At 59.4% G+C, this 13,359-nt stretch carries 12 protein-coding genes and 1 tRNA gene; 4 read left to right on the forward strand and 9 right to left on the reverse strand.

From position 1 onward, the window contains the following. Nucleotides 1-22 precede the first annotated feature (22 nt). From C4N24_RS07265 to C4N24_RS07285, 5 genes are all read right to left on the reverse strand, one after another. Nucleotides 23-616: a dipicolinate synthase subunit B gene (locus C4N24_RS07265; protein WP_112090894.1), complete on the reverse strand. Its 594-nt coding sequence runs from the start codon at nucleotides 614-616 to the stop codon at nucleotides 23-25. Then, entirely contained in the window at nucleotides 613-1,410 is a 798-nt protein-coding gene (locus C4N24_RS07270) for an NAD(P)-dependent oxidoreductase (protein ID WP_112090895.1), read from the reverse strand. The genes C4N24_RS07265 and C4N24_RS07270 overlap by 4 nt, the downstream gene beginning before the upstream one ends. A 249-nt stretch (nucleotides 1,411-1,659) precedes the next feature. Then, a complete protein-coding gene (locus tag C4N24_RS07275) occupies nucleotides 1,660-2,259 on the reverse strand; it encodes an ECF transporter S component (RefSeq protein ID WP_112090896.1) in 600 nt (199 codons plus the stop codon). Between the two features lie 142 nt (nucleotides 2,260-2,401). Beyond that, a complete protein-coding gene (locus C4N24_RS07280) occupies nucleotides 2,402-3,385 on the reverse strand; it encodes a Gfo/Idh/MocA family protein (protein WP_112090897.1) in 984 nt (327 codons plus the stop codon). Between the two features lie 27 nt (nucleotides 3,386-3,412). Continuing rightward, the gene (locus C4N24_RS07285; RefSeq protein ID WP_112090898.1) at nucleotides 3,413-4,303 is read right to left on the reverse strand and encodes a type III pantothenate kinase; all 891 of its coding nucleotides are present in this window, start codon (nucleotides 4,301-4,303) and stop codon (nucleotides 3,413-3,415) included. A 184-nt stretch (nucleotides 4,304-4,487) separates the two neighbouring features. Between C4N24_RS07285 and coaBC the strand changes: the two genes are divergently transcribed. Further along, on the forward strand, nucleotides 4,488-5,687 hold the full coding sequence (gene coaBC, locus C4N24_RS07290; protein WP_112090899.1) for a bifunctional phosphopantothenoylcysteine decarboxylase/phosphopantothenate--cysteine ligase CoaBC: 1,200 nt from the start codon (nucleotides 4,488-4,490) through the stop codon (nucleotides 5,685-5,687). Between the two features lie 181 nt (nucleotides 5,688-5,868). Then, nucleotides 5,869-7,254, forward strand: coding sequence for a UDP-N-acetylmuramate--L-alanine ligase (gene murC / locus C4N24_RS07295; RefSeq protein WP_112090900.1), 1,386 nt, complete (start codon nucleotides 5,869-5,871; stop codon nucleotides 7,252-7,254). Between the two features lie 72 nt (nucleotides 7,255-7,326). Here the strand turns inward: murC and C4N24_RS07300 are convergent, their stop codons facing one another. The 4 genes from C4N24_RS07300 to C4N24_RS07315 all read right to left on the reverse strand — a co-directional run bounded on the left by C4N24_RS07300 (nucleotide 7,327) and on the right by C4N24_RS07315 (nucleotide 12,051). Further along, nucleotides 7,327-7,590, reverse strand: a complete 264-nt coding sequence (locus C4N24_RS07300) for a Txe/YoeB family addiction module toxin (protein ID WP_097778442.1) — start codon at nucleotides 7,588-7,590, stop codon at nucleotides 7,327-7,329. Further along, complete coding sequence (locus tag C4N24_RS07305; RefSeq protein WP_112090901.1) at nucleotides 7,590-7,847, reverse strand: type II toxin-antitoxin system RelB/DinJ family antitoxin; 258 nt, start codon at nucleotides 7,845-7,847, stop codon at nucleotides 7,590-7,592. Before C4N24_RS07305 ends, C4N24_RS07300 begins: the two co-directional genes overlap by 1 nt. A gap of 187 nt (nucleotides 7,848-8,034) precedes the next feature. After that, nucleotides 8,035-9,945 carry a hypothetical protein gene (locus C4N24_RS07310; RefSeq protein WP_112090902.1) on the reverse strand — a complete coding sequence of 637 codons (1,911 nt, stop codon included), beginning with the start codon at nucleotides 9,943-9,945 and terminating at the stop codon, nucleotides 8,035-8,037. Nucleotides 9,946-9,951: 6 nt separating this feature from the next. Then, complete coding sequence (locus tag C4N24_RS07315; RefSeq protein WP_112090903.1) at nucleotides 9,952-12,051, reverse strand: efflux RND transporter permease subunit; 2,100 nt, start codon at nucleotides 12,049-12,051, stop codon at nucleotides 9,952-9,954. Nucleotides 12,052-12,316: 265 nt separating this feature from the next. On the opposite strand from C4N24_RS07315, the gene C4N24_RS07320 reads away from it, so the two are divergent. Then, nucleotides 12,317-12,919 (forward strand): TetR/AcrR family transcriptional regulator, encoded by a 603-nt coding sequence (locus C4N24_RS07320; RefSeq protein ID WP_112090904.1) that lies wholly within the window; start codon nucleotides 12,317-12,319, stop codon nucleotides 12,917-12,919. A 78-nt stretch (nucleotides 12,920-12,997) separates the two neighbouring features. Beyond that, a tRNA-Val gene (locus C4N24_RS07325) sits at nucleotides 12,998-13,073 on the forward strand. Nucleotides 13,074-13,359 lie beyond the last annotated feature (286 nt).

Consider the following 13,359-nt stretch of genomic DNA (forward strand, 5'->3'; position numbering starts at 1 on the left):
TTTTTCCCCGCTGAAAAGGGATTTACGCATTCCTTTGTCCCAGCAGCACCGGCTGCAGCTGCTCACCCCGCAAAGCAGCGTCCACGGCGGCGGGCAGCAGGGCAAGATCTGCCTTCAGGCTCTGGGGCTTGGCAAAGGGGTCATCCTGCCCGTAGGGCACAAAATAATAGTGCTTGCGCTGGCACAGCCGCGCCATGTTTTCGCCGGAAGCGCCAAGGCCGTCGTTGGTGGAGACTGCCAGCACCACCGGGCTGCCCACCCGCAGCAGGCTTTTGGCAGCAAGGGTCACCGGCGTATCCGAAAGCCCTGCCGCCAGCCGCGCCAGCGTTGCGCCGGTGCAGGGCGCGACCACCAGCGCCTGCGCCAGCCGCCGGGGACCCAGCGGCTCCACCGCCTGCAGGGTGTCCAGCACCGGCTGCCCGGTAACAGCCTGCAGGCGCTGCCGCCAGCTTTCCCCGGTGCCGAACCGGGTATCCTGCTGCGCGGCAAAGCTCATAACGGGCAGCAGCGTCCAGCCCTGTGCCGTCAGTGCCTGCGCCGCACCCAAGGCGTCCTCCAGCGTACAAAAGCTGCCGCACACCGCAAAGGCAAGACAGCCCTTTTTCTCTGTGGTCATATCTTCTTCCCCTCCCGCTCCTGCAAAATGGCTTGCACCGTGCGTGCCAGCGCCTCCCCTGCCGTTTCCGGTGCCCAGACCGTCGGCAGGCTCAGCGCGTGCAGCGCCGTGTGTCCCAGCCGCCGGGCGGCGGCAAAGTCTGTGCCGCCGGGCTTGGAAGCCAGATCTACGATCAGACTTTTCTTTGGCAGCGCTGCCAGCACCTGTGCCGTCAGCACCGGCGCGGGGATGGTGTTGACCACCGTATCAAAGGCGGCAGCTGCTGCGGCAAGCTCTGTCAGCGGCACTGCCCGCAGCCCAAGCTCCTCTGCCATTGCCCGCTGCACCGGGCGGCGTGCCGCCACGGTCACCCGCGCACCCAGCGCCGCCAGACGCACCGCCAGCGCCCGCCCCACCGGGCCAAAACCCAGCACCAGCACCGCCGCGCCCCACAGGGTGCGGCTGCGCCGCTCCAGCAAAATGCCGATGCAGCCCTCGGCGGTGGGGATGGCATTATACACAGTCAGCTCCGGGCGGGCAAAATAATCCACCAGCTCCACCCCCGCCGCCCGGGCGATGGACAACGCACTCTCCGTCACCTTACCGCCCAGCGCCAGCGCACCGGGCTTTGCCGTGCCCAGCAGCTGCGCCAGCGGCAAATCAGCCTGTTCCAGCGGGAGCGGCAGCAGGATGCAGTCTGCCTGCGGCAGCTGCTGCACGCCGCCCACCGTATACCCTGCCCGCGCCAGTGCACGCCCTGCCGCCGCCTGCCGGGCATCGCTGCCCACCACCGCAAACCGCTTTGTCTGTCTCATGCCGTCATCTCCCCTTTTCCGCTGTGCGCCATCCTATGCAGGAAGATGAAAATGCGTGAGGGGGACAATTTTGAATGCGCTCCGCGTTGCGGGGCACCCCTTCCGTCATCGCCTGTGGCGAACGCAGTGAGCCTGAGGGGGTCTTTCTAAGTCTACCAACAAAAAACTCCCCCGGCAGGTTGCCGGAGGAGCATTCATTTTTCTATTCTAAACACGGATGCGCCGCCCTGACATGGTGCGCAGCCGGTCTTACTTCAGGAACTTTGCCACGGCGCGGGCGACGATGCCGCCCAGAATGCCGGACACCAGAAACTCGGCTACGCCCTGCACGCCAACCAGCAGCACAACGAACATGAAGGGGTTGGCAGCGCCCTTGACGGACACCAGATTCTGCACATAGTCGCAGCCGTAGAAAGCCAGCACGATGTAGCCCATGAAGAACAGGGTATTCAGGGCGGGTGCGGTCATGGCGCTGACGATGTAGCTCCAGGTGCGGGACTTGTCCAGCTGCTGCAGGCCCTTAAAGATCAGGCCGCAGCACAGACCCATGAGCACACGCATACCCACGCACAGGATAAAGGTGTTCAGCGGGCTGACCTGAAACAGTGCGCCGGTCATGGCAGATGCGCCGGTGATGGCATCGTAGAAGCTCACAGCGCCGAACACGCCGCCCAGCAGGGCACCCACGGCGGGACCCATGGTGATAGCGCCCACAGCGATGGGAAGGGTGAGGAAGCTCATGTACAGCGGGCCCATGGGCACACTGCCCAGACCGACAAGCTTCATCACCAGTTCAATGGCCACCAGCAGGGCCACACGAGTCAGAGTCTTGGTATTGGTATTCTTCATAATTCAGTTTTCCTCCTGCTGCCGTTCCGCCCTTTTTGTCGGATACGGCGCAAACCTGCCCGCTCTGTGCGGGTTTTAGGTGAATATTCAAATCTCTTGGAAGCGCGTTATTGTGTCAGGGCGTGTTCCAGAGAAAAATGCGTTAGAATCTGTCGCCGGGGAAGCGCACCCCGGCGCTGCGGCGCGCCACCGTGAGCACCCGGCTCACCGCGATGCTGGTGTCCAGCATCCGGGCGCACAGCTCCTGATCTCCGGTGGTCATGGCGCGGTAAAAGGCCTCGAACTCTGCCGCCTGCCGGGGACGGTCCCCGTTCAGGTTGTAGTGCTCCTCCTTGCCCTCGTTGGGGTGGAAGGTCACGCCGCCGCAGTAGTTCGGGGTGGATTTTTGCAGAATGTAGCCCTTTGTGCCCTGAATGATGCAGCGGGCAGGGGCTGCGCAGTCCTTGGCGGCAAGGCTTACCGCCTTGAAGCCGCTGTAATCCATCATCAGCACACCGCTGGTGTCGATGTTGCGCTCCATGTTGGCGGCATACACCGCCTTGTTGGGCTCACCGAACAGACCCACGATGTAGCTGACGTTGTACACGCCCAAATCCATCAGTGCGCCGCCCGCGCACAGCGGGTCGAACACCGGCGGGGTCTGCCCGGCGCAAAAGGCGTCGTACCGGCTGGAATACTGGCTGAAGCTGCACTGCACCATACGCACCGTGCCCACCCGGGGCAGCAGTTCCCGGAGCTTTGCGTAGTTGGGCTGGTACTGGGTGGTCATCGCCTCAAAGAGGAACAGCCGCTTGCGCTGTGCCAGCGCTGCCAGTTCCTCGGTCTCGGCGGCGGTCACCGCCATGGGCTTTTCCACAATGACGTGCTTGCCCGCCTCCAGCGCCACCCGGGCGTAACGGGCGTGCTGCAAATTGGGCACGGCAATGTAGACCGCGTCTACCCATTGCAGCAGCTCAAAATAATTGGTGGTGTGCTGTGGGATCTGATATTGCGCACACAGCTCTGCGGCTTTTGCCGCCGAGCGTGGGGTGCTGCACACCGCCTGCACAGTAAACGGCGTGTGCTCCACAAGCCATGGCAAAAATTCCTGCACGATCTTACCCGTGCCAAGAATGCCCAGTTTCATAATGCTCTCCCTTATCCTCTTGTCCCCTCAGCCTACCAGCGTCTCCGGCTCGCGGCGGGTGCGGCGGTTGGGGTACGGGTGCTTTGCCCGGGGGCGTCCCTGCTGACCGTAGTGTCTGCCGCCGCCATGGCTGCGGCCGTGCTCCTGCGGGGCGTTCAGCTGGTACAGCAATGCCAGCCCCTTCATCAGCAGCTCCGGGTCATAGGCCAGGGGGTGGCGGCACAGCGGGGTGACGTATTTTGCCAGCCCGCCGGTGACCACCAGCGTAGCCGGGCTGCCCAGCTCCTCCTCAATGCGCTGCACCATGCCGTCAATGAGCACGGCGGTGCCCAGCACCGAGCCGGACAGCATACAGCTTTCGGTATTGGTGCCGATGGCTTTTTTCGGGGAGCCCAGATGCACCTGCGGCAGCTGGGCGCAACGCTCGCCCAGTGCGCGCAGCCCGGTGGAAAGGCCGGGGCAGATCACGCCACCCCGGAATACCCGGTCTTTGTCCACCACATTAAAGGTGGTGGCGGTGCCAAGGTCTACCGTGATGACCGGCAGCGGAAAGTTTGCCGCCGCGTAGGCGGCATCCACCAGCCGGTCCTTGCCCACGGCGCGGGGCTCGTCCACCCCCATGGTCAGCCCGGTGCGGATGTCCGGCGAAACGATGACCGGCTTTTTGCCGGTGTAGTGACGGGCGCATTCGGCCAGTGCCCCGGTGATCTGGGGCACTACGCTGGTAAGCACCGCACCCTCAAAGCGCATGGGGCGCTCCGGGTGGCGGCGGTGCGCAAAAATTTTATCCATTTCGGCACGATATTCCGCAGCCGTGCGGGTGCGCACCGTGTCCATGCGCGCCACAAAGCATACACGTCCGTCCCGGATGCCCCCAAGGGCGACGGTGGTGTTGCCTATATCAATGGCTAAGATCATAATTCTGTTTTCCTTTTCAAAGTAAAAGAAAAGAACCGGTTTGCTCTTTGTCAAGCGTATTTTACCGCATTTTTGCTCAGGATACAAGTTCCCGGCAAAGATTTTGTTGTGCTGGTGGAAGTTTTGCATTATACTAAGGTAAGATATGTGGAAAAGAACTGTTTTTCCGGGAGGTAAACGAACCATGGATCTGAACGGCAAGTGCGTCCTGCTGGGCGTGAGCGGCGGTATTGCCGCCTATAAGATGGCCAATGTGGCCAGTGCACTGCGCAAGCTGGGTGCGGATGTGGAGGTCATCATGACCCGGAACGCCACCCAGTTCATCACCCCTCTCACCTTTGAGACCCTGACCGGCCACAAGTGCATGGTGGACACCTTTGACCGGGATTTCAAGTTTGAGGTCACCCACATCTCGCTGGCAAAAAAGGCAGATGTGATCTTAGTCGCCCCCGCCACCGCCAACGTCATTGCCAAAATGGCGCACGGCATTGCGGACGATATGCTTACCACCGTGGTGCTGGCTGCCAAGTGTCCAAAGCTTGTGTCCCCCGCCATGAACACCGGAATGCTGGAAAACCCCATCACGCAGGATAACCTTGCCACGCTGGAGCGGTACGGCTTTACCGTCATCCCCTCAGAAAGCGGCGTGCTGGCCTGCAAGGATGTGGGCAGCGGACGCCTGCCCAAGGAGGAGGTACTGCTGGAGCACATCCTGCACACCATCGCCCGCCCGAAGGATCTGGCAGGGCTGCGCATTGCGGTGACCGCCGGCCCCACGCAGGAGGCGCTGGACCCGGTGCGCTACCTGACCAACCACTCCACCGGCAAGATGGGCTACGCCCTTGCCCGCGCCGCCGCCATGCGGGGCGCGGAGGTGACCCTGATCCACGGGCAGACCGCGCTGCCGCCGGTCAAATTCACCACCGATGTGCCGGTGACAAGTGCCCGGCAGATGTACGAGGCGGTGACCAGCCGCTTTGACGCCACCGATGTGCTCATCATGGCAGCTGCCGTGGCGGACTACCGCCCCGCTACCGTGGCAGACGACAAGATCAAAAAGAAGGAGGGCGACCTCTCTATCCCGGTGGAGCGCACCGAGGATATCCTTGGCACCATCGGCCCCCGCAAGACCCACCAGTTCCTGTGCGGGTTTTCCATGGAGACCCGGGACCTTGTGGAAAACTCCTCCGCAAAGCTTGCCAAGAAAAATCTGGACATGGTGGTAGCCAACAACCTTAAGGTGGCCGGTGCAGGCTTTGGCGTAGACACCAACGTGGTCACCTTCATCACCCCGGACGGCACCCGGGAGCTGCCTTTGATGAGCAAGGCAGACGTAGCCGATGCCATTCTGGACGAGATCCTGCAGCGGCGGGCAAAAAAGTAATACTGCCGGGATTTTGTTGTACACATATCACAAAATCCACAAAAGATTTATGGTTCTTTCCGAAAATTCGGCCTTACCTGTTTATTTTATGCTGCAAAAATTATATAATAAGGGTGTGTCCCCATATTTGGAAGGAATCGGTCTGCGCTGCAGCCGTTAATATTTGGAGGAGAGCCTTACTATGTTCATGTACTCGGATTATAGCCAGCATCTGCTGGACAATGTAAAGAAGATCCATTTTATCGGCTGCGGCGGCAGCGGAATGTACCCGCTGATCCAGATCTTGGCCGCCAAAGGCTACGAGCTGTCCGGCAGCGATGTGCTGGACGGCAGCATCATCCGCTACGAGCGGGAGATGGGCGTAAAGGTCAGCCTTGGCCACAATGCGGATAACGTTGTTGGTGCGGACATGGTGGTGTACTCTGCCGCTATCTCCAAGGATAACGTGGAGCTGAACGCAGCCGCCTCCTACGGCATCCCCACCGTGGAGCGCAGCGTGCTGCTGGGCTATGTGAGCCGCCTGTACAAGCAGAGCATCTGCGTGTCCGGCACCCACGGCAAGACCACTACCACCTCCATGATCACCACTGCGCTGGAACTGGCAGGGCGCGACCCCTCTGCCGTCATCGGCGGTAAGCTGCCCCTCATCAACGGCTACGGCAAGGCCGGCAAGGGCGATGATGTCGTTATCGAGGCCTGCGAGTTTGCCGAAACCTTCCTGAAGCTGACCCCCTACCTGTCCGTGGTGCTGAACATCGACAACGACCATCTGGACTACTACGGCAGCATGGGTGAGCTGAAGTTCGCCTTCAAGCGCTTTGCCCTGATGACCCAGTTCATGATCTTTGCCAACGCCGACGATAAGAACACCATGGACGTGATGTACACACTGGACCGCCGGGTGCGCACCTTTGCCATCGACAACCACGCCGACTACCGCGCTGTCAACGTCAACGAGTATAAGCCCGGCTTCTTTGAGTTCGACCTGAAGGAGTGGAATACGACCGACACCACCCGCATCCGCCTGTCCGTGCCCGGCCGCCACAATATTTATAATGCACTGGCCATGTGCGCCGTGTGCCGCTTTGTGGGCCTGAGCGCAGAGCAGTGCGCCGAGGCTGCCCTGAACTTCAAGGGCGCAGGCCGCCGCTTTGAGGTGTACGGCGAGTGCAACGGTGCGCTGGTCATCGACGACTACGCCCACCACCCCACCGAGCTGCGCGCCACCCTGAACACCGCCAAGGAGATGGGCTACAAGCGCCTGATCGCCGTCCACCAGCCGTTTACATACAGCCGCACCAAGATGCTGTTCAACGACTTTGTGGATGTGCTCAAGATCCCGGACATCACGGTGCTGACCCCCATCATGGGCAGCCGCGAGCCCAACGACCCCACCATTACCAGCGCAAAGCTGGCAGCACAGATCCCCGGCTCCGTGCTGGTGAACAGCCTGCAGGAAGCCGCCGACTGGGTAAAGCAGAACGCCCAGCCCGGCGATCTGGTCATCACCCTCGGCTGCGGCGATATCTATAAAGCCAGCAAGATGATGGTGGAAAAGGACCAGTAATTTTATTTAAAAAAGGACACCGGACAGCCCGCAGGCTATCCGGTGTCCTTTTTTTAGATGCAGCGGCTGCTGTCAGGTGTCATCGTAATGTCCGCGGCAGGAAACGATAAACACAATGCCGTTTTCTTCGTAGTAAACGATGCGGTTCACATCGTCGATACGGCGGCTCCACCAGCCGCTGAGCGTACCGCGCAGCGGTTCCGGCTTGCCGATGCCGTCAAAGGCGTTGCGGGCGATATCTTTGATCAGCGCGTTGATGCGTTTCAATGTCTTTTTGTCCTGCATCTGCCAATAAAGATAATCCTCCCATGCGCGATCTTCCCACAGCAGCCGCATCAGGCTTCCTCGATGAGGTCATGCGGGGCAAAATGCGCCTTGCCGCTGCGCACATCCCGCATGATGCCTTCCAGATAACGCTGATTGGCAGAGGAATAAAAGGGGTCTGCGGTCAGCTCGAACGGAATGCGCTTTTCCCGGGCGCAGGCCTTGAGAAAGATCGTTATAGCCGTGTTCATGCTCAGGCCGATCTCGTCAAAGGTTTGTTCTGCTTCATGCTTCACGGCATCATCCACGCGTACACTGATCTGTGCCATATCCAGCACCTCCTTCTTTCTTTGATTTTACCACAAGAGAAAGCAAAATGCAATCAAGATGCTTTCTTTTTATTGTATGCCTTTCATCCTGAAATATTCCCGCAGAGACAGGGAGCGCCCCGCAGCCATTCGGCTGCGGGGCGCTCCTTGTGCATCTATATACGATTCTGGAAGGATGTTGGCATTATCAGAACTTGAACAGGTCCACAATGCGCTGCCACAGGCGGGTGAAGATGTTGCCCTCCTTCACCGTCTCGGTCTCCGCCACAACGTTGTCGGCAGCGGCCACGGTCTCGGCGGTCTTGTAGACGAACTTCACGCTGCTCTCGGCGTCCTCGGGTGCACCGGCAAAGCTGGTGTAGCCTTCCAGCCGGTCGCTCATCTCGTCCAGCACGGTCTTAAGGCCGTGCAGCTGATCCTGATCCAGTGCGCCGGTCAGCTTGGAGATGCCCTCCTCGTTGAACTGGTTCAGGCCGTCGTTCAGCTGGTGGGTGCCGTCGTTCAGCTGGCTTGCACCCTCGTTCAGGGTGTTCACACCGTCATACAGGGTCTTGGTACCGGCGGCAAGCTGTGCGCTGCCGTCCTTGGCAGAATGGGCACCGTCTGCGGCGGTCTGCACACCGGCAGTGTACTGCCCCACGCTGGAAACGAAGTACTGAATCTTGGAAAGACTGTCCTTCAGGGCACGCACATCGGCGATATCCTGACTGTTCTCCACCTGATACTTCAGCTCTGCCTTGGCGGTGTCCTTAGCCTCCTGACTGGTCAGCAGCTGCACCAGTCCGCACAGCACGGAGGGGTCGTAGTTCTGCATCAGGTGCAGAGCAGCCTCCAGATCATGGTTCGTCTTAGTAGCGGAAAGGTACAGTGCCAGATCCAGCTGGCTGTCCTTGAAGCTGGGAGCCTGTTCCCAGATGGTACGCACCATCTTGCGGCGGCCGGCAGCCAGCGTCTTGTCATTGATGGTCAGGATGTTGTCGATGACGGCGGCGTAGTTATCCCAGGTCATGTCGGTGTCGATCAGACCGCCCTCTTTCAGGGTCTTGTTGGCAGAAGCCAGTACGCCGTCCGCCACCTGCTGTGCGCCGCTGTTCAGGGCGCTGTTGTTGGCGCTCAGGGTGTCCAGACCGTTGGTCAGCTGCCCCAGACCCTCGTCCAGTGCGGCTGCACCATTGTTCAGGGTGTTGGCACCGTCCAGCAGTGCCAGCACACCGCTGGCCAGCTGGGTGGTACCATCTTCCAGCTGAGAAGCGCCGTCCAGCAGCTGGCTCATGGCATCGTTCAGCTGGTTGATGCCATCGGTCAGGTCGTTGATGCTGCTCAGGTCAAACACATTGTCGGTGCCCAGAGCCGCAGCGCTGGTGGCGCAGGCCATCATCACCTGCGGGCAGGTCAGCCCGGTAACATCTGCTTCCACCGTGATGGTGTCCTGCAGATAGTCCTCGATGGTGTCCAGCTCGTCCGGCAGCAGACCGGACAGGGAGTCCTTTACGCCCGGCAGGGTGACAAAGGCGGCCACATTGCTCTTGGCAGCGCTTTCCACCAGACCGTGGGCAGCCACCACGTTGGTGGCATCCTGCCCGAAGATCACGCCCACAGCGGTGACCAGCGGGGTAACGATGGTGCGGTCAGTACCGTTCACGTTCACGGTGTCGGTCTCGTTGTTCTTCAGGGCAATGGTCATGGTCAGATGACCGCTCTTGCCGATCAGATCTTCCAGTGCGGCTTCCTGACCGTCCAGTGCGTAGGTGACGGTAGCCTGAATGGGCAGGGCGCGGTCGGTGTCACCTTTATAATACACATCGGTATCGTCGGTGTTCCACACCAGCTTTTCGCCGTCCTGTGTGAACTCGGCGCTGCTCTCGGTGTTCTGGATATTGGTCAGGGTGCTCTGGTCGGTCACATTGGACAGACCGGAGGCGCTGTAAACGTGCTCGCTGACGGTGGTGCTCTGGATGGAGCCATCGGCGTTCATCACAGCGTACACGGTCTCAGACTTGGTAAAGCTGCTGCCGCCTGCGGCAAAAGCCGGGGCTGCACAGCTGGCGGCAAGGGCAACTGCCAGCGCCGCACTGGCGAAACGAAGCGATTTTTTCATAACGCATTACTCCTTTTCAGACTTCTTGGCGTTGGCAGATTCAGGTACCATCCATTTCAGGGTGGTGTGGCGGATGAGCCAGTCACACAGCATCAGGGCGGCGGGCAGCACCACCAGAATGACCAGCATACTGATCAGAGCGCCGCGGGAGATCAGCAGGCAGATGCTCCGCAGCAGCTCCATCTTACTGATGGCTGCCACGCCGACCGTAGCGGCGAAGAAGGTCAGACCACTGGTCAGGATGGACTGGCTGCAATGTTCCAGCGACTGCTGGGCAGCTTCCTTGGGGGTGCGGCCAAAGGCGCGCTCCTCGTGATAACGGGTGGTCATCAGGATGGAGTAGTCCACGGTAGCGCCCAGCTGGATAGTGCCGATGACGATGCTGGCGATGAAGGGCAGCTGCGTACCGGTAAAGTACGGGATGCCCATATTGATGGCGATAGCGGCTTCGATGCTGGCAACCAGCAGCACCGGGATGGAAATGCTCTTGAAGGAGATGGCGATGATGACCAAAACTGCCATGATCGACCAAACGTTGACGTTCTTGAAGTCCACGTCTGCCACCTCGATCAGGTCTTTGGTCATAGCGCCTTCACCGGTGATGACGCCCTCGGGATCTACATTTTTGATCAGGCCGATCATCTTGTCCAACTGGCTGTTGATGGCGTCCGTGCCGGTCTTGTAGGAGCTGTTGGCAAGGATCAGCTTGTAGCCGCCGGACTGCAGGATCTCCATCACGCTGTCGGGCAGCAGCTCGGTGTCAAAGCCGGGGCCGGTAATGGAATCCAGACTTACCACCTGCGTGATACCGTCTACGTCCTTCAGCTCATCGCACAGGTCGGACACCTGCGTAGCGGTCAGGTCGTCATGCACCAGAATAAAGTGGCTGGTGGTCATGCCGAAGTCCTCGCCCAGCTTGTTGGTACCCACGATGCCGGTCAGGTCCTGAGGCAGAGAGTCGAACAGGGTGTAGTACACGCTGGTCTTGTTCTGCGCAATGGCAAAGGGGATGAGGATGAGGATAAACACGACCACGATGGGCGCTGCGTGCTTGGAAACAAAGTAACTCAGCTTGGTCAGCCGGGGGATAACGGTGCGATGCTTGTATTTTTCCACCCACTTATCAAAGGTAAGGATCAGGGAGGGCAGAATGACCACGGTGCAGATAACGCCCAGTGCCACGCCCTTTGCCATGACAAGGCCGATATCGCGGCCCAGCGTCAGACGCATGGCGCACAGTGCAAGGAAGCCTGCAATGGTGGTCAGGCTGGAAGCGGAGATGGAGGTCATGGTCTTGCAGATAGCGCTGGTCATGGCCTCCTCATTGGTGGAGCGCAGCTCCTTTTCTTCCTGATAGCGGTGCAGTAGGAAGATAGAAAAGTCCATCGTAACGCCCAGCTGCAGCACAGTGGCAAGCGCCTCGGTGATGTAGCTGATCTGCCCCAAAAAGATGTTGGTGCCGAAGTTGTACGCGATGGGGAACAGCAGACCCAGCATGAACAGCAGCGGGGTGAGGGTGCTTTCCAGCGAGAGGAACAGCACCAGCAGGCTGGCACCCACGGCGATCAGGATGTACAGGGGCATTTCCTGATTGACCAGCGCTTTGGTGTCCTGCAGAATGACGCTCATACCGCCGAAGAAGCAGTCCTTGCGCAGCAGCTTTTCGATCTGCTTGACGGCTTCCATCGTCTCGTCGCTGGCGCTGGGGGCGTCAAAACGGACGATCAGCATGGTGGAATCGTTTTTGCCGAACATGAACTGCTGTACATCGGCAGGCAGCATGGCGGTGGGGATATTGGGGTCGATCACATCGCTGAGCCAGAAGGTCTGGGTGACGCCGGGCACGTCTTCGATCTCCTTTTTCATGGCGATGAGTTCATTGGTTGGCAGGCCCTCTACCGTGATCATACCGGTGGAGGCCAGATGGAAATCGTCCTCAAGGGCTACCTCGCCGATCATGGAGTCCAGATCCTGCGGCAGGTAGGTGAGGATGTCATAATTGATGCGGGTGGCAATGGCGCCGATCGCGGAAGGGATCAACAGCAGCACGGCCACTGTTAAGATCAGCTTGCGCAGACGCACGATGCCTTGTGCGATCTTTTTCATGAGAACCCTCCAGAATAGAAAGTTGATTGGGAAAGCCCGCGAAACTGACCGCCGGTCATCTTCCGGGCAAACACTATTATATCCACCCCGGGCAGAGTGTCAAGCGGGAAAAGTGACTGAAAGTCAGTTTTTTTATCACCTGCAAAAAATTGTATAACAAACCGGGCTTGCACAAACGGCAAAGGACTGCTAAACTAAGTAGCACAGGCCGGACGCAGCACATACCTGCGTTTAAATTCAGAGAAAAGAGGAATCTACCCATAGCATGAGCACCGTGGAAGGTAAGAAACAGGAAAAGCGCCGCGCCCTGCTGGATGCAGCCTACGAGCTGTTTCTGGAGCGGGGCACCGCCAAGACCAGCGTGGAGGATATCACCAGCCGGGCAAAGGTGGGCAAAGGCACGTTTTATCTGTATTTTCAGGATAAGGGCGCGGTGATGCAGGCGCTGCTGGGGCGGGTGAGCTACCAGCTGCTGAGCGATGCCTGCCTTGCGGTCGAGCAGCACCCCGAGCTGCCCGACTTTACCGCGCAGGTAGTGTTCGTCATCGACCATATCATCGAGGCTTTGCGGCAGGATGCGCTGGTGCTGCGGTTTCTGGAGCGCAACTTCGTCTGGCCCGGGCTGGACCAAATCGAAGCCAGCAGGGAAGCCGAGCCCCTGATGCGCAAGCTGCTGGCCGTTGTGCTTTCCAGCCCGGAGATGGCCGGACGTAGTGAGCGGGAGGTCTACCAGCGCATCACCGCCTTGGGCAGTATGTGTATGTCGGTGTGCTATTCCAGCATTCTGGAGGGCAAGCCGGACAACATCGACGCCATGAAGCCGGTGCTGTACGATATCATCCGCCGGGCACTCTCGCCGGAAAAGTAAAAAAGAACGCATAAAAAAGCACAAAAGGTCTTGCTTTTTGCAAAAAGCTGTGGTAAACTATCCAAGTCGATATGACATGGACGGTTAGCTCAGCTGGTAGAGCATCTGCTTGACGTGCAGGAGGTCACAGGTTCGAGTCCTGTACCGTCCACCATACAGTTCGTACTCGAACCCGATTCTTTACGAAAAAGGGTTCGGGTACGTTTTTTGTTTACAGGAGGTTCTGCGAAAGGACTACTCGGAACAGTAAACGAGCAAAGGCAGGGTATCACCATGACGGTGGTATCCTGCCTTTTTGCTTTGCGGAATCAAGTTCGCTTTGTGCGAACTTGGTCGTCCCCCTATATGGCGCGTTTGGGAGTAGTCGCTGCGTACGTGCGTACCGGGAGCCTGTACACCTCTGACAAGGTGTAACACACTAGACTTTGTGCCAAAGTCTG

The organism is Faecalibacterium prausnitzii (assembly GCF_003287405.1).
GTDB classification, from domain to species: domain Bacteria; phylum Bacillota; class Clostridia; order Oscillospirales; family Ruminococcaceae; genus Faecalibacterium; species Faecalibacterium intestinale.